The organism is Acidaminococcus nyctereutis (genome assembly GCF_052216985.1).
In the GTDB taxonomy this organism is placed as follows: domain Bacteria; phylum Bacillota; class Negativicutes; order Acidaminococcales; family Acidaminococcaceae; genus Acidaminococcus; species Acidaminococcus fermentans_A.
This window is the reverse complement of the sequence record NZ_JBQOUY010000003.1, coordinates 62,069-85,507: the sequence shown is the minus strand read 5'-3', so window position 1 is coordinate 85,507 and position 23,439 is coordinate 62,069. Positions and strand designations below refer to the sequence as shown.

General features: G+C 54.0%; 21 protein-coding genes. 2 read left to right on the top strand and 19 right to left on the bottom strand.

What is annotated here, in order from left to right; genetic code table 11:
- Positions 1-7 precede the first annotated feature (7 nt).
- Positions 8-2,629 carry a DNA polymerase I gene (gene polA, locus ACTUHY_RS02885; RefSeq protein WP_442826526.1) on the bottom strand — a complete coding sequence of 874 codons (2,622 nt, stop codon included), beginning with the start codon at positions 2,627-2,629 and terminating at the stop codon, positions 8-10.
- A 140-nt stretch (positions 2,630-2,769) separates the two neighbouring features.
- The gene (locus ACTUHY_RS02880; RefSeq protein ID WP_442826525.1) at positions 2,770-4,296 is read right to left on the bottom strand and encodes an alanine/glycine:cation symporter family protein; all 1,527 of its coding nucleotides are present in this window, start codon (positions 4,294-4,296) and stop codon (positions 2,770-2,772) included.
- 159 nt (positions 4,297-4,455) lie between these two features.
- On the opposite strand from ACTUHY_RS02880, the gene ACTUHY_RS02875 reads away from it, so the two are divergent.
- The gene (locus ACTUHY_RS02875) at positions 4,456-6,003 is read left to right on the top strand and encodes a Na+/H+ antiporter NhaC family protein (RefSeq protein ID WP_442826524.1); all 1,548 of its coding nucleotides are present in this window, start codon (positions 4,456-4,458) and stop codon (positions 6,001-6,003) included.
- 233 nt (positions 6,004-6,236) lie between these two features.
- On the opposite strand, the gene ACTUHY_RS02870 is transcribed toward ACTUHY_RS02875, so the two are convergent.
- The 10 genes from ACTUHY_RS02870 to ACTUHY_RS02825 all read right to left on the bottom strand — a co-directional run bounded on the left by ACTUHY_RS02870 (position 6,237) and on the right by ACTUHY_RS02825 (position 16,369).
- Entirely contained in the window at positions 6,237-6,671 is a 435-nt protein-coding gene (locus ACTUHY_RS02870) for a universal stress protein (protein WP_442826523.1), read from the bottom strand.
- Between the two features lie 33 nt (positions 6,672-6,704).
- Positions 6,705-7,142, bottom strand: a complete 438-nt coding sequence (locus tag ACTUHY_RS02865; protein ID WP_442826522.1) for a universal stress protein — start codon at positions 7,140-7,142, stop codon at positions 6,705-6,707.
- A gap of 112 nt (positions 7,143-7,254) precedes the next feature.
- Positions 7,255-7,692, bottom strand: a complete 438-nt coding sequence (locus ACTUHY_RS02860) for a universal stress protein (RefSeq protein ID WP_442826521.1) — start codon at positions 7,690-7,692, stop codon at positions 7,255-7,257.
- Positions 7,693-7,705: 13 nt separating this feature from the next.
- Positions 7,706-8,149 (bottom strand): universal stress protein, encoded by a 444-nt coding sequence (locus tag ACTUHY_RS02855; RefSeq protein ID WP_442826520.1) that lies wholly within the window; start codon positions 8,147-8,149, stop codon positions 7,706-7,708.
- A 59-nt stretch (positions 8,150-8,208) separates the two neighbouring features.
- Complete coding sequence (locus ACTUHY_RS02850; protein ID WP_278674483.1) at positions 8,209-8,559, bottom strand: hypothetical protein; 351 nt, start codon at positions 8,557-8,559, stop codon at positions 8,209-8,211.
- A 57-nt stretch (positions 8,560-8,616) separates the two neighbouring features.
- On the bottom strand, positions 8,617-12,060 hold the full coding sequence (locus ACTUHY_RS02845) for a zinc-ribbon domain-containing protein (protein WP_442826519.1): 3,444 nt from the start codon (positions 12,058-12,060) through the stop codon (positions 8,617-8,619).
- Positions 12,061-12,089: 29 nt separating this feature from the next.
- Positions 12,090-12,911: a zinc-ribbon domain-containing protein gene (locus ACTUHY_RS02840; RefSeq protein ID WP_442826518.1), complete on the bottom strand. Its 822-nt coding sequence runs from the start codon at positions 12,909-12,911 to the stop codon at positions 12,090-12,092.
- A 102-nt stretch (positions 12,912-13,013) separates the two neighbouring features.
- The gene (locus ACTUHY_RS02835; protein ID WP_442826517.1) at positions 13,014-14,471 is read right to left on the bottom strand and encodes an SLC13 family permease; all 1,458 of its coding nucleotides are present in this window, start codon (positions 14,469-14,471) and stop codon (positions 13,014-13,016) included.
- Positions 14,472-14,480: 9 nt separating this feature from the next.
- Positions 14,481-15,047: a chorismate mutase gene (locus tag ACTUHY_RS02830; protein WP_442826516.1), complete on the bottom strand. Its 567-nt coding sequence runs from the start codon at positions 15,045-15,047 to the stop codon at positions 14,481-14,483.
- A gap of 341 nt (positions 15,048-15,388) precedes the next feature.
- On the bottom strand, positions 15,389-16,369 hold the full coding sequence (locus ACTUHY_RS02825; RefSeq protein WP_442826515.1) for a 4Fe-4S cluster-binding domain-containing protein: 981 nt from the start codon (positions 16,367-16,369) through the stop codon (positions 15,389-15,391).
- Between the two features lie 164 nt (positions 16,370-16,533).
- Between ACTUHY_RS02825 and fliB the strand changes: the two genes are divergently transcribed.
- Positions 16,534-17,403, top strand: coding sequence for a flagellin lysine-N-methylase (fliB, locus tag ACTUHY_RS02820; RefSeq protein WP_442826514.1), 870 nt, complete (start codon positions 16,534-16,536; stop codon positions 17,401-17,403).
- A 276-nt stretch (positions 17,404-17,679) separates the two neighbouring features.
- Here the strand turns inward: fliB and ACTUHY_RS02815 are convergent, their stop codons facing one another.
- The 7 genes from ACTUHY_RS02815 to prmC form a co-directional block, all read right to left on the bottom strand.
- Positions 17,680-18,132, bottom strand: coding sequence for a deoxycytidylate deaminase (locus ACTUHY_RS02815; RefSeq protein ID WP_075579803.1), 453 nt, complete (start codon positions 18,130-18,132; stop codon positions 17,680-17,682).
- A 3-nt stretch (positions 18,133-18,135) separates the two neighbouring features.
- Positions 18,136-18,762 carry a uracil phosphoribosyltransferase gene (gene upp, locus ACTUHY_RS02810; RefSeq protein ID WP_442826513.1) on the bottom strand — a complete coding sequence of 209 codons (627 nt, stop codon included), beginning with the start codon at positions 18,760-18,762 and terminating at the stop codon, positions 18,136-18,138.
- Positions 18,763-18,783: 21 nt separating this feature from the next.
- Positions 18,784-20,031, bottom strand: a complete 1,248-nt coding sequence (gene glyA / locus ACTUHY_RS02805; protein WP_442826512.1) for a serine hydroxymethyltransferase — start codon at positions 20,029-20,031, stop codon at positions 18,784-18,786.
- A gap of 58 nt (positions 20,032-20,089) precedes the next feature.
- Positions 20,090-20,632, bottom strand: coding sequence for a TIGR01440 family protein (locus tag ACTUHY_RS02800; protein WP_442826511.1), 543 nt, complete (start codon positions 20,630-20,632; stop codon positions 20,090-20,092).
- Between the two features lie 9 nt (positions 20,633-20,641).
- On the bottom strand, positions 20,642-21,079 hold the full coding sequence (rpiB, locus tag ACTUHY_RS02795) for a ribose 5-phosphate isomerase B (protein WP_278674470.1): 438 nt from the start codon (positions 21,077-21,079) through the stop codon (positions 20,642-20,644).
- Positions 21,080-21,457: 378 nt separating this feature from the next.
- Positions 21,458-22,564: an L-threonylcarbamoyladenylate synthase gene (locus ACTUHY_RS02790; RefSeq protein ID WP_442826510.1), complete on the bottom strand. Its 1,107-nt coding sequence runs from the start codon at positions 22,562-22,564 to the stop codon at positions 21,458-21,460.
- Positions 22,530-23,438, bottom strand: a complete 909-nt coding sequence (gene prmC, locus ACTUHY_RS02785) for a peptide chain release factor N(5)-glutamine methyltransferase (RefSeq protein WP_442826509.1) — start codon at positions 23,436-23,438, stop codon at positions 22,530-22,532. The genes ACTUHY_RS02790 and prmC overlap by 35 nt, the downstream gene beginning before the upstream one ends.
- Between the last annotated feature and the right edge of the window lies 1 nt (position 23,439).

Sequence of the window (23,439 nt, the reverse complement as noted above, 5' to 3'; positions counted from 1 at the left end):
GCCCTCCTTACTTGGCCTGGGCCCAATTCTTCCCTACGGCTACATCAGCCACCAGAGGGACCGCCAGTTCCACCGCATGCTCCATGGTATCCTTTACAATCTGGGCTACCTGGTCTTTTTCTTTTTCTGTGACTTCCAGCACCAGTTCGTCATGGACCTGGAGCAGGACCCGGCTCTTGACGCCGGCCGCTTTCAGCTTCTCTCCCACTTTCAGCATGGCAATCTTGATGATATCCGCCGCCGTCCCCTGGATGGGGGTATTGATGGCCGTCCGTTCCGCAAAGCTCCGGCGGTTGAAATTCTTGGCCTTGATATCCGGCAGGTACCGCCGCCGGCCGAATAAAGTCTCTACATACCCCAGATCCCGGGCTTTCTGTTTTTCCCGTTCCATATAATCCTTCACGCCGGTATAGCGGGCAAAATAGCTTTCGATATATTGAGCCGCTTCGCCCCGAGGGACTCCCAGCTGCCGGGCCAGGCCGAAATCGCTGATACCGTAGATGATCCCGAAATTCACGGTCTTGGCCTTGCTCCGCATATAGGACGTCACCTGGTCCAGGGGTACGCCGAAAATTTCTGAAGCCGTCCGGGCGTGGACGTCCTGACCATGGCGGAAAGAATCCAGGAGCAGTCCATCCTGGGCGATGCTGGCCATGACCCGCAGTTCCACTTGGGAATAGTCGCAGCTCATGAGCAGATCATACCCTTCCCCTGGCACGAACATTTCCCGCATCCGTTTCCCCACCTCCGTCCGGGTGGGAATATTCTGGAGATTGGGTTCCGTGCTGGACAACCGTCCGGTGATCGTGGCCATCTGGTTGAAATGGGTATGGATCCGTCCGGTATGGGGATTGATCAGGGGATGGAGGCCCAGTAGATAGGTGGACAGCAGTTTGGAGAGCTGCCGGTAGGCAATCAAGGTCTCGATGATGGGATGTTCCCCCTGGAGAGCTTCCAGCACGGACACATCGGTAGAGTAGCCGGTCTTGGTCTTTTTGATGATGGGCAGCCCCAATTTTTCAAACAGCAGCACCCCCAGCTGTTTGGGAGAATTCAAGTTGAATTCCTCTCCCGCTTGTTCCCAGGCCTGCTGTTCCAGGGACTGGACTTTTTTTGTCATTTCTTCCGTGACTTCATCCAGCATGGCCTGATCGATGGCGATCCCGGCAAATTCCATTTCTGCCAGGTTTGCCGTCAGCGGCAGCTCGATATCCTCATACAGCCGGATCAGATTCCGTTCCTGGAGTTTTTCCCGGAGCACAGGCACCAGTGCAGCTGTATCCTGGGCTTTTTCCCCGCTGGTCCCAGAAAGGAACTCTTCTCCCAGCCCCTGGATCCCATAGCCGCTGGCCCCAGGTTCGAATAAATAGGCAGCCAGCGAGGGGTCATCGGTGATGCCACGGAGCTCTCGTCCCTGTCCCAGTATATATTTATACAACTCCTTGGGATCAGCTGCCGCTTTGGGCAGATTTCCATTCTGGAGCCAGGAAAGGACGGCTTCCTTTCCAGCTTTTTCCGGATGGAGGACATAATGGCGATCTTTGAATATCAAATCCAGGGAAACCAACTCCAGCTGAGGAAGTGTGCCGGCCGTTTCATAAGCAAGAGCCACCTGGGCTCCCTGGGCTTTGATTTCTTCCATCAGTTTTTCCGCCTGGATTGGATCGGTGACTTCCACCGTTTCCAGAGCCTGGGTTTCCATCGGTTCTCCGAAAAGGGACAGGGGATCATCGCTGCTGCCGGCATCCTGCCCATCCGCACAGCCCAGTACCGGGACGAACCGGTCCCATAGGTTCCGGAACTGGAGTTCCTGCATCAGTTTCCGGCATTCTCCGGTCATCCCGGTCAAAGGATAGGCACTGGGATCCCTGTCGATGGGAACTTCTAGGCAGATGGTGGCTAGTTCTTTGGAAAGCAGAGCTTGTTCCCGGTTGTTCCGTAATTTTTCCTGGAGAGACTTCCCTTTGACTTCTTCCATATGGTCCAAAGTATTTTCTACCGTCCCATACTGAGTGATCAGCTTCAGAGCCGTTTTGGGCCCGACCCCCGGCACTCCTGGGATGTTGTCGCTGGTATCTCCCATGAGCCCTTTGAGTTCGATGATCTGCCGGGGTTCCAGCCCCTGGTATTCTTCTCCGAAGGCTTTTTCGTCATAGACAGCGATATTGGAAATCCCTTTTTTGGTGAAAAGGACCTGGACATTGTCTTTGATCAATTGGAATTCATCCCGATCCCCAGTGACGATCTTAACCTGTACATTTTTCGGAGCCCCGCTGGAAAGGGTGCCGATGATATCATCCGCCTCATAATTGTCCACTTCCAGGGTGGGAATCCCCATGGTCTGGAGCAGCTGGATGGAAAGAGGGAACTGTTCCTTCAATTCTGGCGGCGTAGCCTTTCGCTGTCCCTTGTACTCTGGGAATTTCTCTGTACGGAAGGTTTTCCGAGATTTATCGAAAGCCACCAGCATATAATCGGGCTGGATTTCCTGCAGCAGTTTTAGGAGCATATTGCAAAGGCCATACACCGCACCGGTATTGACCCCTTTTTGATTGGTCAAGGGAGGCAGCGCAAAGAAAGCCCGATGGATCAGGCTGCTACCGTCGATCAATAGGAATTTTTCGTCCATGATGCACCTTCCTCATTGTTTTATGATCCGTTCTATTATATCATACTTACCCGCATAAAAAGGGGGGTGTTGCAGTTCACGTGCAGCACCCCTTTTGGCTCTTTGGGACTTAATTTCAAATATGGTAGAGGATTGTCCTCTCATCTCCGCGGCCAGCAAGGTGTCTCGATGCCCAGGACTTCCTTTCCGTCAAAAGGTTCTGGACTGCTGCTGACAAAATGACGTTCTGCCTTCAGAACATACTGGAAGCCCTTGTACAAAAGAGGGACGTTGCAGTACACCATGACAATATTGGCCAGATCCGAAAAGGCCCAGAGATTGCTCAAGTCGTAGCCGGCGATGTTCACCAGGATCCCGAAGGTCGCTACCAGGAGGCAGAGACACCGCACGGCCACGATCACCTGAGGATTTTTGCTCAGCCGGGCAGCAGCGATTTCTGAGAAAGAAACCATGCCGATCAGGCAAGTATAGGCAAAAAGACAGAAACAAAGGGTCAGTGCCAAGGTCACCGCCAGGTTGAGCCCCGGTGTATGGGTCAGCTGGGTCACGGCCATCAGATATTTGGGCAGTTTCCCTGCTGCTTTCCAGGCGGTAGGATCCTGGTTCCAGGAATGGGCCATGATGACGATGAACCCGGTCATGGTGCAGATGATATGGGTATCCAGGAAAACCCCGGCTGCAGACAGGAGCCCCTGTTCACAGGGATGTTCATCATCTGCGGAAGCTGCGGACATGGTGATGGTCCCCTGACCGGCTTCGTTGCTCATAAGGCCCCGTTTGACCCCCTGGACCAGCACCGTGCCGAATACACCGCCGAAAAAAGCCTCCGGCCGGAAAGCTCCGGAAAACACAGCCTGGAAGAAATAGGGTACCGAATCTGCATTGGCCACAATGAGAAGGACCGTAGTGGCCACATAGATCACAGCCATCACCGGTACCATAGCATTGGTGGCCCGGGTGACTTTCTTGATGCCCCCGAACGCCAGGATAGCTGTGAAAAGCAGGACTGCAGCCGCTGTCCCATAATAAAAGAAGGACTTTGTAGGGATTTCAGTCCCCGTGATCATGGACCCGATCGCTCCCACGGACGAAACTACATTATACCCCTGGGCAGGCAGGCAGCCCAGGGCATAGAAAATATACAACAGGGAAAGGAAAACCCCTACAGTCCGGCTGCCACCGAATAAAGCCCGTCCATAAAAAGGCAGCCCGCCCACAAAGGCTCCCTGGCGTTTTTCCTTGAAGATCTGGGCCATGGTCCCTTCCACAAAAGCCGTAGCCATACCGAAGAAAGCCGAGACCCACATCCAGAACAGAGCCCCCGGCCCCCCTACAGAAATAGCGCCGGTCACCCCCAGGATGTTGCCGGGCCCCACCCGCATGGCAGAACTGAGCATGAAAGCCGCCAAGGGCGAAATCCCCGTGGCAGCACTGCGCCGACGGACCAGAAGTCGGATGGCCTCCCCCATATGGGTCAGCTGGATGAAATGGAGCCGCAGGCTGAAATAGATGCCGGAACCGACCAGGACGATAATAGCGAACGAAAAGCTCCCCAGGAGGGGCAGATTTTTATACCAGGAAAATTGGGTGGGAATGTCCCAAAAAAAGTCAGACAGGGGACCTACAAACTTCAAGACGGAGTTGATCCATGCAAACAAATTTTCCATAAGCATCTCCCTCATTCGTATTTGATTTCTTTTACTATACCACAGCATAGGAAATTTTCAACAAATTTCGTCAGTTTTGTGAAATATAGAGTGAAGTATGATACAATAAAACATATTTTTTTGAATTCCAATCTATTTCCGTAAGAAAAGGAGTACATCATGGAACCTGTAGACGTAGGGATCCTATCCCTTCTCCCCCCTATCATCGCTATTTCTCTTGCCCTGCTTACAAAAGAAGTCATTTCCTCGCTGATGCTGGGAATCTTGTCCGGAGGCCTGCTCTATGCAGCCGCTTCCGGCGGCGGCCTGGTAGATATGAGTTCAGCTGCATTCGAGATCATGTCCAAGACCGTAGGCACCCCGGATAAATTCAACATCATCTTATTCCTGGCTCTCCTAGGGGCCCTGGTCGCGGTCGTGAACAAAGCCGGCGGTTCTCAAGCCTATGGACAGTGGGCCACCCAGAAGATCACCAGCCGCCGAGCTGCCGAACTGGCTACCAGCATCCTGGGGATCCTGATCTTCATCGACGATTATTTCAATTGCCTCACCGTGGGGACTGTCATGAAACCGGTCACGGATAAATACAGGATTTCCCGGGCAAAGCTGGCCTATATCATCGATACCACGGCTGCACCGGTCTGCATCATCGCTCCGATTTCCAGCTGGGCGGCAGCTGTAGGATCCACGCTCTACGAAACCGGGGCTTTCCCCAATGAAATGGCCGCCTTCTTTGCCACCATCCCCTATAATATGTATGCCATCCTGTCCATCCTGATGGTCGCCATCCTTTCCTGCACCGATCTGGAATTCGGCCCTATGGCCACTGTGGAATACCAGGCAGAGAAAAAAGGAGAACTGGGTGCTATCGACCAGAAAGCGGTGGAACAGCAGAAGCCAGTGACAACCAAAGGAACGGTCTATGATCTCTTGATTCCCATTGCCTCCCTGATCATCTTTACCATCCTGGCCATGCTGTACAACGGAGGATACTGGTCCAAAGGGCTTTCCTTCCAGGCAGCTATCGGCAACTGCAATTCTTCGGCTGCTCTGGTGCTGGGCGGTTTCTGGGCCCTGTTGGTGGCCTTTTTCCAGTTCGTGCCCCGGAAACTCATGACTTTCCGGCAGTTCATGGACAGCATCGGTGCAGGGATCAATACCATGGTCCCTGCCTACATCATCCTGACCCTGGCTTGGACTATCGGGACCCTGTGCCAGAATTACCTGGGCACCGGGAAATACATCGGCATACTGGTGGAAACCAGCAACATTCCCATGGAATTGCTGCCGGCCATCGTTTTTCTGGTAGCTGCCGGCCTCTCTTTCTCCATCGGGACTGCCTGGGGGACCTTCGGGCTGTTCATTCCCATTGTGGTATTCATCTGCCAATCCGCCACTCCTGCCATCATGACGGTCACCCTTTCTGCCACCTTGGCCGGATCTGTTTTTGGAGACCATTGTTCTCCTATCTCTGATACTACCATCCTCTCCTCTTCCGGAGCTGGCTGCAATCACCTGCAGCATGTAGGGACCCAGATTCCCTATGCCTGTCTGGTGGCAGCCTGCTGTTTTGCCGCTTACCTGGCTGCCGGTCTTTCTGGTGGCAGTGTCCTCTTGACGCTGATCACCGGGATCGGATTCCTTTTCCTGGCTCTTTTGCTGCTGCACAAAAGAGCCAGGAGGAGACTGGGAAAAAGGGGGGTGTGAAAAAATTCACACCCCCGGTCACGGGCCACGAGCCTTGACGTTTAAGCCGTTTGTTCTTTGTCTATAGGATGATAAGGCAAAATCCACTGGAATTTGCAAAATGGGATTTTCGGTTTGCACCAACAAGCCCGTGACTCACGACTCGCAACCAAAGGGGCTGTGAAAAAATGATTCTTCATTTTTCACAGCCCCTTTTTTATGACACCCTTTGGAGTTATAGTCAATATGTAATCTTATTTTACGATGGTCACCGGACAGTTGGCGCTCTGGGATACTTTTGTGCTGACACTGCCCAGGAAGAACCCTGCCAGGACACCCATACCACGGTTTCCCATAACGATCAAATCCACCTCATCCCGTTCTGCCTCGGCACAGATCCGTTCCGCCGGATCGATATCGACGACCTTCTTGAAGGAAATACGGTCATAGGCCATCTTTTTAGCCTCTTTTTCCGCTTCTTCCAAAGGCGTAGGGGCCGCCGCCTCTACCGGGATCGGATTGCCGTTCTTGTCTTTCCGGGGAGCTTTGATCCGGCTCAGGTCATAGGGGACATCGATATTGATGACAATGATATCCGACCCGAATTTGCCGCCGATCTCCATAGCAAATTCCAGAGCTCGGAGAGCAATCTTAGAACCATCTACAGGAACCAGGATTTTATTGATCATAAAGACTCCTCCTTTTGCCGGCACGAAAAGCCGTTATTTTACAATCAGGACTGGGACATCGGCATATTGAGAGACTTTGGAGCTGACACTGCCCAGGAAGAATTCAGCGATCCCGCTGAGTCCCCGGCTGCCGATGACAATGGCCGTGCATTTCTTTTCCTTGCAGACTGCCAGTACTCTTTCGGAAGGATGGCCCACTTCTAGGTCATAAGAAGCCGTCCCTTTGAAGTCCTTCAATTTTTCTTTCGCTGTATCCAGCACACTGTTGCCGATTTTCGTCAGTTCTTCATTGCCCTGACTGATGGTAGCCTGATCCAAAGGGACCACCAGCATCGCTGAATTGTTGTAGGGCTGGATTACATTGACCACCAGCAGTTCTCCCTGAAAGGCTTCTGCCAGTTCCTTAGCTTCGGCCAAGGCTCTCCAGGACGTTTCTGAGCCGTCTACCGGCACCAGGATCTTTTCAAACATACAACCACCTCCAAAGTAATTCCTTCATGACTTGATATAAGGTACCATTCAACAAAAGATCATACATTCCTGCTGTTTTTCAAGATTTCCGATCCATCCGCGCTATGCGTTCCTATTTCACTACGACGACTGGCACCTTTGCGTATTGAGAAACCTTGCTGCTGACACTCCCCAGCAGGAACTCTTCCACTCCGCTGAGCCCCCGGCTGCCGATGACGATGGTATCACAGCCTCTCGCCGTACACACTTCCAGGATCCGTTCCGCCGGGTTCCCGATTTCTTCCAGATAATCCACTTCTCCCTGGTATCCCTGCAGTTTTTCTTTGGCCGTATCCAAAGTGGCATATCCTGCTTTTTTCATCACCGCATTGTTCTGGTCGATGAGGGTCTGGTCTAGGGACATCTGGAGCAGATTCCCTACCCCATAGGGGACCATCACCGTAATGACAGTCAATGTCCCGCCGTATTTCTGCGCCAAGGATTCTGCCGTCTCCAGTGCCTTCCAGGACGTATTCGAACCATCGACCGGTACTAAAATCTTTTGGAACATAAGATTTCCCCCTTTATTTCACCACGAATACAGGAACCGATGCGTACTGGGAAACTTTCGAGCTGACGCTCCCCAGCAGGAATTCCGTGATCCCGCTGAGTCCCCGGCTGCCGATGACGATGGAATCACAGTCCGTTTCCCGGCTTTTTTCCAAGATCTGTTCTGCCGGATTGCCCTCCGCTTCTTCAAAAGAGGCCTTCCCCTGAAAACCACATTCCTGCAGTTTTTCTTTGGCCATATCCAATACGGCCAGGCTGGCCTTTTTCATCTCCCGGTTGCTGCGGTCCATCAGGTTTTCATCCAACGTGATTTGGAACAGGCTGAGGCTGTTATAGGGTTCCATCACGGTAAATACCCGAAGCTCTCCCTGGAACCGCTCAGCCAGCACAGCTGCCGTTTGCAATGCTTTCCACGCCGAATTCGACCCATCTACCGGTACTAGGATTTTCTGGAACATATCCTCATCCCCTTCCTTGCTCTTTAGGGATATTATTCGCTATATTCCAGAAAATCCCTTTATTTTTTGCTTTTTTTCTGATTCTTTTTCTGGTACCGGCGCATTTTCCGGTCCAGTGTATAACCATTCCGTTTTCGAGCCAGTTCCAAAGGTTCCGGGTCTTCTTCATACTTTTTCCGAGCGTACAGGAACAATCCCAAGACGGCCAGGATGGGAAGGGCCCCGAACACCCAGCGCAGATTCTGGTCCTGGATCACCACCAGGAAATCCCATCCCACCACCAAAAGAGGTGTCAGGATATACCGGGCCAGTTTGGACCCATTAAAGAACCGCAGAGCCAGACCATAGCCGAGCACAGCCATACAAAAAGACACCAAAGTCAGCAGCAGTACAAAAAGAAAGAATTCCATTTCACCATAACCTTTCTAGTCAATCCTAAGTCGGCAAAGCAGGCTTCCTTTGCCATCTCATTTTTTTACCATCCCATTGAACCACTGGATGAAAAGCGTCTGTTCGTCACTGGGGGGCATATCGGCGATCACCACATGCTGGGGCATTAGGACGACTTTGCTGTCCATCATCCCTTTGGCAGGGATGATTTCCCCACATTCCTCCAAAGCGAAGCTCCCCGCGTTGGAAACCAGCCGGTCTGCCGTCAACAGGAAGCCCTCTTTGGCACTGCCGAACAAAGTAGTGTCACAGAGCACCAGTACATCTTCCGGGCGGATGCCGACCTGGGTCCCATAACTTGTCATGGCATTTCTCAACTTCTTTTCCGGGATATCAGGAAGGCAGCGGAAATAGAAAGGAGCGGAAATCTTTTCTTGGAATTCCCGGCAGAAAGCCAAGATGGCTTCCCGGCGGTCCTTCCCTGCCGATTTTTGTTCCTGGATTTCCCCTGCTCTGCCTTCCGGACCTGCCTGCGGCTCCAAAGGGCTCCCACATTGGCCGCAGAACCGGGTCCCGGGTTTCAAAGGAGCCCCGCAGCAAGGACACACTCCAGCGCTTTCAGCTCCTGGATCCTGCTGGTCTCCAGGCTGTTCAGCCGGTTGGACCCCAGGCTGAGCCGGCGCCTCTCTCGCTTCCTGTTTTTCCGGACGGGGCAGCAGGACGATTTCATTAAGCAGATTACAGAAATCCTCATCTTCCAGTTCCTGTGTCTTGAACTGGGCCAGTACTGTACCAGAAGCTACTTCCACCATTTTTTGATTGCTGCATTCCACCGGTCCCAGTCGATCCAGTGAAATCCGGAATCCCCGGGAGCTGACCATCTGTCCATCCTGGGTAATCAGGAACCCTTGTTCTCCCTTCCCCCACAGGAGAGAATGGGTAGCGTCGCAGAGGAGCACTACCTGTTCCCGCTGGACACCGCCGCTGCTCCCATAGGCCTGCATGGCATTGTCCAAGGGTCCGGAAAGCCGATTTCCCACATAATAGTACCCATCATCATCCATGAGCTCTGTCAGACAGGCTACCCGATCTGTCAAAGGCACCTGGGCCTTCCGCCGGTTCCATTCTTTCTCGATGGCTTCCTGCTCTTCACCCTTCTCATGGGCTTTTGCATCCGCCTTCTGATACCAGCTCCGGGCTTGCCCGAAGTCGTAGGTCTCTTTCTGAGGATCCATACAGATCCAGGCAGCCTGGAGACACGCTTCCATGCTTCCCTGATCCGCGGCTTCCTCATAGAAGGCCAGGGCTTCCCGATCCCGGCCCTGCTCCTCCTTTTCTTTTCCCAGTGTCAGAGCCAGATCCCTGACTTTTTCCATGGCTCCGTCCTGTTCTTGAGCCTGAGCCTTCCGGTAATATGTCAGAGCCTGTTCCCTGTCCAGAGCAGCTTGTTCCCCAGATTCACTCCCGGCTTTCTCTTCCGCCTGCTGCCCCAAGGAAAAAGCCAGTTTCCCCAGCTGTTTCTTGGCATCTTCACAGCCGTATTCCACGGCCTTCTCATACCATTCCACGGCTTCTCCGGCATCTTTTTCCATGCCCTCTCCCTGACTAGCCATCCAGCCCAGACGGAGACAGGCCGTCCCCTCTTTTTCTTCTGCAAGCTTCCGGTACCAAGCTATGGCTTCGGTATATTTCTCGCTGATTTCCAGATACCTGACCGCTTCCGCCGCCATTTTCAGGAAGACCCGACCCTGTTCCGGATCGGTTTCCTTCATCATCTGGTACACCTGCCAGGCGGCTTCCTTCTCTTCCAATACGGCTGCTTCTACAAAAGCCCATTCTGCCGCTTCTTCCTGCTCCTGTTCCTGATAGAGCAGGCCAGCCTGATAGGCAGCTTCGCCGCTTCCCAATTCCCTGGCGGCATCGAAGGCAGCCAAGGCTTCCTCTTTTTTCCCGGCTCCCAAGGCTTTCTTGGCTTCCTGCATTTTTTCCGCCTGCTCCTTTTCCGCCCATTCCCCGGCTTCCCCGGCAAAATCCACCAGATGGAAGTGGACGCCCTGGCCGGCCCAATCGGTCTTTCCCAGCTGTTCCAGTTCCAGGACGGCACAGCTTTTTTCCATGCCCCAGAAATCCACCTGTTCCGTCCAGGAGGGGATCCAGTAATTTTCCGGGACTCCTATCAAAGCAATATCCGTCCTTCCGTCATCCTTTTTCTCAAATTGTTCAGGTTCTTCACGGAGGAGGATCAACATTGCCTCAAGCATAGCCGGACCTGAAACCGGATACATCACCCGATGGAGATTCTTTGGCATCCAATCCGGAAATTTGAAGTTCTTCACAATTTCCCGCTCATCTATATATTCGTCCCTGATCCGGCGGGCCAAGGACAGTTCATATCCCTCTGCGGTCGCCATCTGGAATACATCTTTGGCTGCTTCCGGATCCAAAAGGAGCATCTGTTCATAGACGGGCAGTGAATCCCCGGTGATTTCCAGGCAACGGCAGAAACCCTCCATCATCTCTTCCTGGGTGATCTTCCCCCCTGCGAACCGTTCCAACAGATTTTTCCGCCGGCTGTCGGCCTTGTGGGTCTCAAATTGGGTGGCCGGGATACTGCCCTGGTCTACCAGCATCCTGTGGATCAGGGCGAACAAGTCATACCGGCAGATCCCGCTGATGAAGTCCCATGCCATCTCCGGATAATCCCGCTGGCTGATCCGGTTCTCGATGAACCGCTGGAACCGAGCAGAATAAGAATTGCCCGTGATGCTCCTGCCCAGAGAACTGAGGGCATCCTGAGCGGTGTTGAGCATCTGGGCTTTGATGGCTCCCTTCACCGCCCCGGTGATGCCAAAGCCCCCGCCCTGCCAGTTGGCCTTATTGGCCTGGGCTTCCACTGCCAGCTCATGCTGGTATGCCTCGATGGCTTCCTGATCCTCCTGCATGGCCTGGACCAGATCCGTTTTTTTCATCTTGTCTGCCAATTTGTTGCGAAGATCCTCTTTGGTGACATAATCGATGCCATATTCCAGGAGCAGATCCACTGCTTTTTCTAAAAAAGGATCACAGGATACCGTACAGTATTTCAGCAACCGAGAGGAAAATTCCACTGGATTGTCCACCGCATGTTCCTTCAGGTGGTCCTCCAATTCATCCTGGGCCCGGTCCGCCGCCCGCAGCCCTTCCCGGTTAAAAGGCGCCCACAGCTGGTTGTACAGTGCCGTAGCCCGGGGAAGTTCCACCTGGTATTTCCCCAGCACCGTAAAATGGCTGCCAGGTACTTCCGGAAGGGTTTCCTGCTGGGCTGCCTCCGGCAGGGGATTTTCCGCAGCTGCAGGAGTTTCCTCCGGAGCCGCCGCGTCTACTGGAGCAGCGCTTTGCGGAAGGTCAGTGACCGATGGCTCCGGACTTTCCGGGACGGCCGTTCCCTCCTGTCCCAAGCCTTCTGGGATCTTCGCCCCGCAGTTGTAACAGAATCTGGCATTATCTGGCAGTTTGGTGCCGCAGTTCATACAAAACATCATATCATCCTTTCTCTCCGTGAACCGGGAGCCTACAGCTGGATATGGTGGGCAGCAGCATTTTCATGGAGAGCCTGCATTTCTGTCAGGACCAGATTGGCCAGGTCCACATGGCGCTGTTCCTGGAGATAATCGTGATAATGGGAAGGCCGTCCGCCCCGTCCTGTATTCAGCATCCCTGGTACCACTTTGCCGTCCCCGTCAAAAGAATACTGGGCATAGATGGGGATCACATGGCTGGTCCCATCCCAGTATCCTGCTTTTTCATCATCTCCGGGTTTCTCGTCAAGGACCCGCATCTGGAAGATCACTGGGGGAAGATTCCCCGTACGATGGTTGATGAAATGATACAATTGGGTCGTAGCATCCACGAAAGCCTTTTGGTGATTTTGTCCATCGATGACCAGCAGGCGGCGTCCTTTACCCCCGATCACGCTCAGGCTGCCGTTGGGATCATGACCATAAGAAGTAGCCATCACCTTTCCTGGGAGGCCTTCCCGATCCAGGATTTCCTGTACGGCAGCAATGGAGTCCTTGGCATCCTGCTTATCAGCTGGTTTTTCCTTTGTTTCCTGTTTGGCTTCCTGGGCTGCTATGGCTGCAGCCTGGGAAGCTTCCTGGGCCTTCTGTCGCTGGAAATAAAAAGCTCCCCCGCCTAAAAGAATAAGGGCGATGAGTCCTCCTGCCAAGATCTTGTTCCTGGCGCCGGACGGGGATTTCCCTGCAGCCGGTGCAGAGGGCGATGTCCCCGCTATTGTTTTGTTCTTTATTTCCTGGACCTCTTTCCCGCAAAAAGGACAGAACCGATTCCCTGGCTCCAATTCCTTCCCGCAATGAGGACAAAATCTGATCATCCTTTCCAACCTCCCATCTTTTTCTATCCTGTTTATTATAGCAAAAGAAAGGGGGTACTGCACGTGCAGCCCCCCTTCGTCATAGGTCATACGTATGGTTTTTTATCCCAAGATCAGTGCCCCGATAGGATAGCCTACGAAAGCCATGACCAGGACGGCCAGCAGAGCAAAGACACCGCCCCAGACGAACATGTCCTTGGCCGTGGTCCAGCCCGACCCGATGGCCACCGTGTTTATGGTGGACTGGCCCGCCGGTGTCATGTTGCAGATCCCGGCCCCGAAACCAATGAGGCAGACCACCGCGCCCACGGAAACCGTCCCAGCCGGCAGGGCCTGGCATACGGACAGGGCCACAGCACTGACCACCGTGGTAGTCACGATATTGGAAGAGAAATTGGTCTCCAGCACACACCAGGCGAAGAAGAACAGGATCAGCCCCAGTACCGGCAGCCCACTGGCAATGGGTGCCAGCATGCCGCTGAGCCAGGCCTTGATGCCCATCTCATTATGAGTCAGCGCCGACCCCAACATGGTAGCCGCTCCCGTCATGACGATGGACGCCCATAATACCCCCTTGGTCATGACTTCTTTGAAGTTCATGATGGGTTCTCCCTTATGTCGGGCAATGAACAGGATGATGCAGCCCAACAGAGGAGGCATAGCGGTGGTCCAGCGGCTGACCATCTTGTACAATCCCGGGTCGAAGCTTTTCACCAGGCTGGGCCCCACCCACAGCAGCACAGTCAGTGCCATGGTCCCCAGGATAATTTTTTCTCGGGTATCGGCCTGGGGGACCATCCCCCGCAGGCTCATGGCTTTCTGGGGTTCGATGGTCCCAATATCAGCCGGCCTAAAAAGGAACCGGAACACCAGGAGCAGCAGCACCACCAGCAGGATCCCAGCAGGGATTCCCATAGCCATGTACTGGAACTGGTTCACATCCCGTCCGGTCGCTGCTGTATAATAGCCGATGGCCATGGTGGGCCACACATGGCCGATGGCTGTCATCCCAGAAGAAAGGCTGATGCAGAAGGCCGTCCCCAGCATGATCATATTGGCAGAAGGGCTCCCTTTCTTCATCTCCAGGACTTGGAAGATATCTTCCAGGAAAGGCATGAAGGCCACGAACAGCACCGAAGGAGAGATGAACAGGCCCATGAAAGTCACCGCAAAAAACAAGAAACTGACAAAAGACCAGGGCCCCCGGCGGGCAATGGCATTGGTGATGAAAGTCACCGTACAGCGCCGGACAAAATGGGTCTTGGACAGGGGATACACCAACATGAAGGTGAAAAGCAGGAAGGCTACCGTGGTGTTGCCGAATGTCCCCTTCAGGATATTCCCAAAACCGAAATGGGGCAGGAAGCCCAGCAGGAAAATCGTGATCAGGCTGGGCCAGTCAATGGAAATGGTGATCCACATCATCAGGGAAGTCAGGAAGATTCCCAGCACAGCCAGGCCCTCCTGGGTCAAGGGAGCCGGAGCCGGAAGTAGCCTTACAGCGAACCCCGCTCCCAAAGAAAGGATCAGACAAAACAGATCTTTTTGAGATTTTGTCATGAGTTCCCCTTATTCATTCCGCAGGATCTGGAAATCCTGGCTTTCCTTGGACAGCTGGAACATGAGTTTCTGCATAGTGGTTTCGCTGAGATCTCCCAGGATCGTCAAATCGAAGGTCACGGTCTTCTCTGGTTTATTGAAATGGAGCAGTTCCATATACTGCATGTTGTAGCCGTAGTCTCCCACCATGTTCAAGATGCTGCTCATGGCATTGGGGCGGTCAGGCCGGGTCAGCCGGACCACCACTCGAGTCCCTCCTGGATGGATCTCAATCCCTTTGGCCAGTTCAGCAAAAAGCTGGGGATTCCAGTCAAAGAGCATGCCATACTGGTACATCCGGCTGGTTTCCATGATTTTCCGGACCACCGCCAAGTATTCGGGCAGCCGGTCTCCAGGGACTCCCTGGGACAGTTTCTGCAAAATCACCTGTTCTCGGTCCGGGCGATAGATATTGGTCTCCCCCGCAGCCTGTTTCGTCTCGGCTACAAGCCGGGAACAGTCCAGCCGTTCCATCAGCAGTTCCCGGATCTGAGGATCGATGGCATCGATTTTTTGGCGCACTTCTTCCAATTTCATGATTTTCCTTCCTTTCTACTTTGCTTCTTGTGTTTGGATTTTCCATCTATTATAGCAAGGGGCTGTTGCGCATGCAACAGCCCCTTTTTGAGGTCTCGGGTCTCGAGTCGTGAGTCTCGAGCTGTTGGATAGAACCTGTCCCCATGGCCAGGTTCTTTTGAAGGTGTAGAACCAGTATCGTGCTGGATATAGAAACGAATATCTTATCGTTAGCAGATTAGGGTTTGTACATTCAAAAAATTTGCTTGCAAATTTCTCATTCGGCTCGAGACCCGAGACCGAGCCGCTATGCGGCTTATGAGACCGGGGGTGTTGCACGTAACGTGCAACACCCCCCTTTTTCACACCACCGTACAGGGCTGAGCTCCCAACAGCTCTTCTTCCTCTTCTTCCACTTGCCAAGCTGGCACCCGTTCCAGCCATTTCAGGTCATAGGGTTCGAATTTGCAGTGGGCATAGGCATCCACATCCATCACCGTGCCATCCCAGTCGGAGTCGATCCGGCCATTCTGCTTGATCAGGATATCGTAAAGGATAGCATACGTTTCCCCATCTCCAGGATCCTTCTCCACAATGGTGCTGTAAGGCAGGGTCTTGTGATATACCAGTTCCAGGTCCTTGTACTTGAAATGGAACCCGCAGCGCATCCGGCAGCCATCCAGCCCCGTATAACAGGCCACTTTCTTCAGATCCCGGAGGATCTGGTCATGGGGTTCATCGTACAGATTTTCCGGTGTGGTTTCCGTATAGTCGAACCGGAACTGGATAGAAGGCGCATGGACCTGCCGGAACCGTTCCATGAAGGGAATCATCTGTTCCCTGGGGTATTTCTTATACAGCACACAGTTGATCCGGAACCGGACCGGCAGCTTAGCCAAAAGGCCATCATTGGATTCTTCCACGTAATGCTGCATATGACGGGAAATATTCAGGCAGGTGATCTTTCTACGGTTCTTCTGCAAAAAGGCCAGCACTTCTTCTTCCGTCTGATTCCGGCTCACCGGCAGTGTGGTGTTAATGTAGATCTTATGGGTCTTTGATACCTTGTCCAGCATGATCTGCAGACTTTGCAGATTGGCCAGCGGTTCCCCTCCGGTGAAGACAAAATCACAGTAGGGAGTCAGGGTATCCATTTTTTCGATGCTGTGGCAGATGGCTTCTAGGGAGAATCCGGTCATATCTGCGTATTCTTCCTTGTTGACACAAAACGGACAATGGTTCTTACAGTCATAAGGAACAAAGACCGTTACAGTGGCCCCCCCTGTCCGTGTCTTGTATGGATGTACGGCCGCTTCTACAGCGCTTTTTTCTCTTTTGATCATGACAATCCCCTCGAACTTCCACTCCGGCCCCGCCAGGAGCCAGAAGCTAAACTCTCACAATAATTTAGTCTATATTTTACCATAAACTGTGAAAGTGTTCCAATCTTTTCATTGCCTCTTCCGTGTTATAATGATGCCATCTCTATAAAAAGGAGTGTTCTGTCATGATTTCCATCATCCCGGAAGGATTCAATGATTTTTGCTGCAAAGGAGGAGACTGCCGTCATACCTGCTGTCAAGTATGGGAGATCGACATCGATGAAGACACTGCAGACTATTACCAGCATCTGCCCGGAAAACTGGGAAACGACCTGCGCCAGGCTATGGTGAAAGAAGGAGATACCTGGCATTTCCAGCTGGATCCCAGGGGATACTGCTATCTGCTGGATCCGGATGGACTCTGCCGGGTGATCAAGGAACTGGGAGAAGATGCCCTGTGCGACATCTGTACCGTCCATCCCCGTTTCTTCACTTATGTGTATGAATACATCCTGTGTGGCACCGGGCTCTGCTGCGAAAAGACCTGCGAGATCCTAGCCGCCCTGCCAGGCCCTCTCCACTTCACCCAGGAAGAGACCGGCGTCCAGCTGACCTTTCCGGAGCTGCTGGCAGAAATGGGTCTGGAAGCATTGCCGGAAGAGGAACTGCATTTCTCACCGGACCTGACCCTGGAAGAACTGACCCAGATCCTTCAGGATCTTTCTGTCACAGAACCCATCGATGCTGCCTGGACCCAGGATCTCCAGAGACTCCTGGCTGCCCTGCCGGAAGCCCTGGAACAATACTGGAGCTACCGGGCAAAAGCTCCCCTGGCTTTCTTTGACCGGCTCTATCAGTTCATCTTCTACCGACAGCTGGATCAGGAAGCGGCCTATGGCATGGAAACCTTGGCCCGCTACGCCCGCCAAAGCACCTGTTTCATCTTCCTCCAGGCGGCCCGTACTGGAGATGCCCTGGAAGCCGCCCGCCGCTGGTCCGAACAGATCGAGTACGATACGGAGAATGTAGATCTGCTGCTTTCTCAGAAGATCTGACAGCAAAAGGGGCTGTTGCATGCGCAACAGCCTCTTTTTGAGGTCTCGGGTCTCGAGTCGTGAGTCTCGAGCCGCTGGATAGAACCTGTCCCCATGGCCAGGTTCTTTTGAAGGTGTAGAACCAGTATCGTGCTGGATATAGAAACGAATATCTTATCGTTAGCAGATTAGGGTTTGTACATTCAAAAAATTTGCTTGCAAATTTTTCATTCGGCTCGAGACTCGAGACCCGAGACCGAGCCGCTATGCGGCTTATGAGACCGGGGGCAACCCCCCTCACTTCTTATGAAATTCTTCCAGCTCCAGGGACGTGTCCGCGTGGAGCATTTCCTGAGCCAGCTTATCTGGATAGGGATTGGCGTAAACGATCCGCTTGATCCCGGCATTGATCAGGATCTTGGAACACACCACACAGGGCTGGTGGGTGCAGTAGAGGGTAGCCCCCAGGGTGGATACCCCGTTCACCGCCGCCTGGATCACCGCATTCTGTTCCGCATGGATACCCCGGCACAGTTCGTGGTTCTGCCCGCTGGGCACATGGAGTTTCTCCCGGAGACAGCCTACCTGTTCACAATGAGGCAGTCCCTTGGGCGTCCCATTGTACCCAGTGGCCAGGATCTGCCGATCCTTCACCAGGACGGCTCCCACTTTCCTGCGCAGACAAGTGGACCGTTTGGAAACCACCTCGGCGATTTCCATGAAATAACTGTCCCAATCAGGTCTGTCCATGGTTCATTCCACCGTCCCGAATACCCGGTCCCCAGCATCTCCTAGACCAGGTACGATATAGCCGTGCTCGTTGAGATGGTCGTCCAGGGCGGCCGTATAGATGGGTACATCTGGATGTTCTTTGTTGACCAGTTCCACCCCTTCCGGAGCGGCCACCAAACACATGAACCGGAAATGTTTGTAGCCCTCTTCCTTCAGCATCGTCAGAGCCGCAGCCGCACTGCCGCCAGTGGCCAGCATGGGGTCGATGAGGATGACTTCCGCTTCCTTGTCTTTGGGGATCTTGCAGTAGTATTTGATGGGCTGGAGGGTTTCCTCATCCCGGGTCAATCCGATATGGCCCACCCGGGCTTCCGGTACCAGATCCAGGACGGCATCCAGAAAACCTAAGCCGGCCCGCAGGATGGGGACTACCGTGATGCCACTGATGGCCAATTCGTACCCGGTGGTTTCCGCGATCGGTGTCGTCACCGGTACTTCCCGGATGGGGAGATCACGGGTCACTTCGAACAAGAGCAGCTGGGCGATTTCATCCAGCAGCCGCCGAAAATTCCGGGGAGCTGTCTTTTTGTCACGCAAATGGGTCATTTTTTCTTTGATCAGAGGATGGTTCACAACATGGACTTGCATGGGTACAGGCTCCTTTCCCAATTACAGATTCGGATAGAGAGGATGTTTTTCGCACAGGGCAGCCACTCGGGCCGCAGCTTCTTTCTGGGCTTCTTCTTTTCCGGGGTTGCTGAGCACCAAGCCGATGATTTTGGCCACTTCCCGGAAATCCTCTTCCAGGAAGCCCCGGGTGGTAGCTGCCGGAGCCCCCAGCCGGATACCGCTGGTCACAAAGGGGCTGGCCGGATCATTGGGGATGGTATTCTTGTTGCAGGTGATGCCGATGGCATCCAGCATATGTTCCGCATCCTTACCGGTCAGATCCTTGGACCGGGTATCCACCAGCACCAAATGGTTGTCCGTGCCGCCGGAAACCAGACGCAGTCCCTGCTGGGTCAGTTCATCCGCCAGGGCAGCTGCATTCTTGATAATCTGTTTCTGGTATTCCTTGAATTCCGGTTTCAGTGCTTCGCCCAGTGCCACCGCTTTGGCTGCGATGATGTGCATGAGGGGACCGCCCTGGGTGCCAGGGAATACCGCCTTATCGATCTGCTTGGCATATTTTTCCGGACACAGGATCATGCCGCCCCGGGGCCCCCGGAGGGTCTTATGGGTAGTGGTGGTCACCACATCCGCATAGGGGATCGGGCTGGGATGGAGCCCGGCAGCCACCAAGCCGGCAATATGGGCCATGTCGATCATGAGTACTGCTCCTACTTTGTGGGCAATGGCTGCCATCCGTTCAAAGTCGATGATCCGGGGATAGGCGCTGGCTCCCCCGATGATCATCTTGGGCCGGCATTCCTCCGCAATCTTCTCCAGTTTGTCATAATCGATCCGTTCCGTTTCTGGATCCACTCCATAGGGGACGATATGGAAATATTTTCCGGAGATATTCACCGGGGATCCATGGGACAGATGGCCCCCTTCGGACAAGTTCATGCCCATCACCGTATCCCCTGGCTGTACAAAAGCAAAAAACGCTGCCAGGTTGGCATTGGCGCCGCAATGAGGCTGGACATTGGCATGTTCTGCTCCGAACAATTCACAGGCTCTTTCCCGGGCCAGCTCTTCTACTTTATCCACGAATTCACAGCCCCCGTAATACCGGTGGCCGGGATAGCCTTCCGCATACTTATTGGTCAGCACAGTCCCCATGGCTTCCATGACAGCGGGAGACACAAAGTTCTCCGAGGCGATCAGCTCGATTTTATGGCGCTGTCTCCCCAGCTCTTCTCCGATTGCCGCAGCAACCTGGGGATCTGCCTGACGCAGTTCCTGGTTATTCATCTCGTTCTTTCCTCCTCGATGGATTGATTGGGGGCAGCCTGATGCCAGGCCTCCCTCTTTATTTGTAGACAGCCCGTTCTCCGCCGATCAGGGGCGGACGGGTCCGTGCCGCAGTCAGCACCGCATTGCCCAGTGTCTTCCGGGATAGACGCACCGGAACAGCCACCCGCTTCAGATGCATCCCGATCAGGGTCTGGCCGATATCCATCCCCAGGTCCGCCTTGATTTCTTCCACCACCACCGGATTCTTCAATTCATTGTAAGCCGTAGCGGCAAAAGCACCTCCTGCATGTTCGATGGGACGGACTGTGACTTGCTGCCAGCCGAATTTTTCCATGGCTTTCTGTTCCACCACAAGGGCCCGGTTCAAATGCTCGCAGCACTGAGCCGCCAGGATCAGTTTATGCTTCCGGCAGACCTTCTGCAGAGTGGCATACAGGACCTTCGCCATTTCCATGGAGCCCCCGGTACCGATCTTATTACCCAGGACCTCACTGGTACTGCAGCCTACCACGAAGACCTGTCCGGCTTTGGCACCGGCCATACTGATCAGTTCTTCTGCGTCTTCTTCGATTTCTTGTGCGATTTGTTCTCTGTCCATGTTTCCACCTTATTTCTCCAGGTCCATGATTTTCTGGACTCTCTGGGTATGGTAGCTACCCAGGAAGGACGCTCCCAGGTAGGCATCCACGATTTGTTCTGCCAGGCCGGTGCCCAGCACCCGTGCTCCCAGGCAAAGGATATTGGCGTTGTTGTGTTCCCGGGCCTTTTCTGCGCTGTAGCAGTCTCCACAGACGGCAGCCCGGATGCCATGGATCTTATTGGCAGCAATGGACATGCCCAGACCGGTGCCGCAGATCAGGATGCCCTGTTCCGCCTTGCCGGCAGCCACCGCTTCTCCCACTTTTTTGGCATAATCCGGATAGTCCACCCGGTCCGGGGTATAGGCCCCGGCATCTTCCACTTCATGACCTTTGTCTGCCAGATATTTTTTCAAAACTTCCTTCAATTCAAAACCGCCGTGATCACAGCCGATCATGATTTTCATGAGTTTTGCCTCCCTCATCCATAGTCCGATGCGTCTGCCGCATACCTCAATCATTGTAACACAAAGGGGGAAAAGAGAAAAGACGGGGGGTTGTTGCATGCGCAACAGCCCCATTTTTGAGGTCTCGGGTCTCGAGTCGTGAGTCTCGAGCCGTTGGATAGAACCTGTCCCCATGGCCAGGTTCTTTTGAAGGTGTAGAATTAGTATCGTGCTGGATATAGAAACGAATATCTTATCGTTAGCAGATTAGGGTTTGTACATTCAAAAAATTTGCTTGCAAATTTCTCATTCGGCTCGAGACTCGAGACCCGAGACCGAGCCGCTATGCGGCTTATGAGACCAGGGGTGTTGCACGTAACGTGCAACACCCCCCTTCTCTTATTCCACCACCATGGCCTGCAGGAATTCCGGCACCTGTCCGCTCTTTTTCTTGAACATTCCCCGGTCGTAGACCAAGATATTATGGCCGGCGCTTTTCCGCATCCGGTTCATGATGGCCAGGCCCAGTCCCTGAGTGGGGACCCCTTCTCCCAGGATGATATCCACCTGCTGCCGGTCGAATTCCCGCAGCTCCGTATAGAGGTTCTCCGCCAGATCTTCCATATCCTTCCCAGCATCGCAGATCACCAGGCTGGCCGTGTGAGGCAGATGCTGGACCGTTTCGTCCAGAGCCAGCACACCCACCTTCAGTCCCCAGGCTTCCGCCATGATGGCTGCCCGGATCACTCCCAGGCCGGCTTCCGGCCCTTCGATGAGCACCATAGGGGCCTTGGGGGCATAATGGCGGTACTTCATGCCCGGAGCCTTGGGTTTCTGATCCGGCCGTACCAATCCCGGATCCAGCTCCACTTCTCCCATCGCCTCTTGGATCATTTCTTCCGTGATGCCCCCGGGCCGGAGGATCACCGGTACCGTCCCAGTGGTATCGATGATAGTGCTTTCCACTCCGATATCACAGGCACCGCCGTCCACTACACCGCCGATGATGCCGTCCATATCCTGGAGCACATCCTGGGCATTGGTGGGGCTGGGTTTTCCGGATTTATTGGCAGAAGGAGCCGCCAAAGGCCGTCCGGTCAGGCGGATCAGCGCCCGGGCCACCGGATCGCTGGGGAACCGGACCGCCACTGTTTCCTGGCCAGCCGTGACCACTTCCGGGATGATTTCCGACTTGGGCACGATCAGGGTCATGGGACCGGGCCAAAAGGCTTCCATGAGTTTTTCCGCCATGGGCGAAAGACCGGAGGTCAAAGGTCGGATTTCTTCCTTGTCACTGATGTGGAGGATCAGGGGATTGTCCGCCGGCCTTCCTTTAGCGGCAAAGATCTTCCGGCAGGCTTCCCCGTTCAGACCGTCCGCTCCCAGACCGTATACCGTTTCTGTAGGAAAGGCCACCACTTCTCCCTGCCGGAGAAGTTTCGCCGCCGATTCCAGCTGAGATTCCAGCGGTTCATCTTTCTTTAATTTCCAATATTGCGTTTCCATAGACCGTTCCCCCTTTGGTGGCAAAGACCATCCGGTCGATGTCTCCGTAATCTTTGCGTATTTTTACACAGTCCAGGCCGGCTTCCCGGCACAGCCGGGCTACCTCTTCTCCCTGGCCCTGGCCGATTTCAAAAGCCACCATGCCTTCCGGATCCAGATACGTCCACACATCTCGGAGGATCCGCCGGTAAAAATCCAAACCATCCCGGCCGCCGTCCAGGGCCTGCCTGGGTTCCCGGTGGACTTCTGCCTGGAGCCCGGCCAGATCCCCTTCCGGGATGTAGGGCGGGTTAGAGACCAGTACCTGGAACTTCGGTTCCTGGGGCACTTTTTCATACAAATCAGACACCACCGTTTCCAGCCGGTCCCCCACCCCAAGATTTTCCGCGTTTTCCCGGGTCACCGCTGCCGCCCCTGGATTGATATCTACGCCCATGCCCTGGGCTTCCGGCAGTTCCGCCAGGAGGGAATCGATGATGGCTCCGCTGCCGCAGCCCAGGTCCAGGATCCACACTGGACCCTTCGCCTTGTTCAGGCTCACCAGCTGTTCCACCAGGAGCTCCGTTTCCGGACGGGGAATCAGCGTATCCCGGGTCACTTTGAAATCATAATGGAGGAAACCCTTATGGCCAAGGATGTAGGCCACCGGTTCCCTAGCCGCCCGCCGGGCCACATACTCCCGGTACTGTTTCAGTTCCTGTTCTTCCAAGGGCTCGTCAAAATTGGTGTACAGCTGGATCCGGCTCTTGTCCAGCACAGCACAAAGCAGCACTTCCGCATCCAGGCGCGGGTTTTCCACGCCTTTGGAGCTGAAGTACTGCTGGGTCCATTGGAGGATCTTCAATATGGTCCATACGGTTCTCTGTTGCTGCATC

What these genes read in the sequence shown, in the direction of transcription:
- polA (WP_442826526.1), bottom strand. Translation starts at nt 2,629, where the DNA reads ATGGACGAAAAATTCCTATTGATCGACGGTAGCAGCCTGATCCATCGG.
- ACTUHY_RS02880 (WP_442826525.1), bottom strand. Translation starts at nt 4,296, where the DNA reads ATGGAAAATTTGTTTGCATGGATCAACTCCGTCTTGAAGTTTGTAGGT.
- ACTUHY_RS02875 (WP_442826524.1), top strand. Translation starts at nt 4,456, where the DNA reads ATGGAACCTGTAGACGTAGGGATCCTATCCCTTCTCCCCCCTATCATC.
- ACTUHY_RS02870 (WP_442826523.1), bottom strand. Translation starts at nt 6,671, where the DNA reads ATGATCAATAAAATCCTGGTTCCTGTAGATGGTTCTAAGATTGCTCTC.
- ACTUHY_RS02865 (WP_442826522.1), bottom strand. Translation starts at nt 7,142, where the DNA reads ATGTTTGAAAAGATCCTGGTGCCGGTAGACGGCTCAGAAACGTCCTGG.
- ACTUHY_RS02860 (WP_442826521.1), bottom strand. Translation starts at nt 7,692, where the DNA reads ATGTTCCAAAAGATTTTAGTACCGGTCGATGGTTCGAATACGTCCTGG.
- ACTUHY_RS02855 (WP_442826520.1), bottom strand. Translation starts at nt 8,149, where the DNA reads ATGTTCCAGAAAATCCTAGTACCGGTAGATGGGTCGAATTCGGCGTGG.
- ACTUHY_RS02850 (WP_278674483.1), bottom strand. Translation starts at nt 8,559, where the DNA reads ATGGAATTCTTTCTTTTTGTACTGCTGCTGACTTTGGTGTCTTTTTGT.
- ACTUHY_RS02845 (WP_442826519.1), bottom strand. Translation starts at nt 12,060, where the DNA reads ATGATGTTTTGTATGAACTGCGGCACCAAACTGCCAGATAATGCCAGA.
- ACTUHY_RS02840 (WP_442826518.1), bottom strand. Translation starts at nt 12,911, where the DNA reads ATGATCAGATTTTGTCCTCATTGCGGGAAGGAATTGGAGCCAGGGAAT.
- ACTUHY_RS02835 (WP_442826517.1), bottom strand. Translation starts at nt 14,471, where the DNA reads ATGACAAAATCTCAAAAAGATCTGTTTTGTCTGATCCTTTCTTTGGGA.
- ACTUHY_RS02830 (WP_442826516.1), bottom strand. Translation starts at nt 15,047, where the DNA reads ATGAAATTGGAAGAAGTGCGCCAAAAAATCGATGCCATCGATCCTCAG.
- ACTUHY_RS02825 (WP_442826515.1), bottom strand. Translation starts at nt 16,369, where the DNA reads ATGATCAAAAGAGAAAAAAGCGCTGTAGAAGCGGCCGTACATCCATAC.
- fliB (WP_442826514.1), top strand. Translation starts at nt 16,534, where the DNA reads ATGATTTCCATCATCCCGGAAGGATTCAATGATTTTTGCTGCAAAGGA.
- ACTUHY_RS02815 (WP_075579803.1), bottom strand. Translation starts at nt 18,132, where the DNA reads ATGGACAGACCTGATTGGGACAGTTATTTCATGGAAATCGCCGAGGTG.
- upp (WP_442826513.1), bottom strand. Translation starts at nt 18,762, where the DNA reads ATGCAAGTCCATGTTGTGAACCATCCTCTGATCAAAGAAAAAATGACC.
- glyA (WP_442826512.1), bottom strand. Translation starts at nt 20,031, where the DNA reads ATGAATAACCAGGAACTGCGTCAGGCAGATCCCCAGGTTGCTGCGGCA.
- ACTUHY_RS02800 (WP_442826511.1), bottom strand. Translation starts at nt 20,632, where the DNA reads ATGGACAGAGAACAAATCGCACAAGAAATCGAAGAAGACGCAGAAGAA.
- rpiB (WP_278674470.1), bottom strand. Translation starts at nt 21,079, where the DNA reads ATGAAAATCATGATCGGCTGTGATCACGGCGGTTTTGAATTGAAGGAA.
- ACTUHY_RS02790 (WP_442826510.1), bottom strand. Translation starts at nt 22,564, where the DNA reads ATGGAAACGCAATATTGGAAATTAAAGAAAGATGAACCGCTGGAATCT.
- prmC (WP_442826509.1), bottom strand. Translation starts at nt 23,438, where the DNA reads ATGCAGCAACAGAGAACCGTATGGACCATATTGAAGATCCTCCAATGG.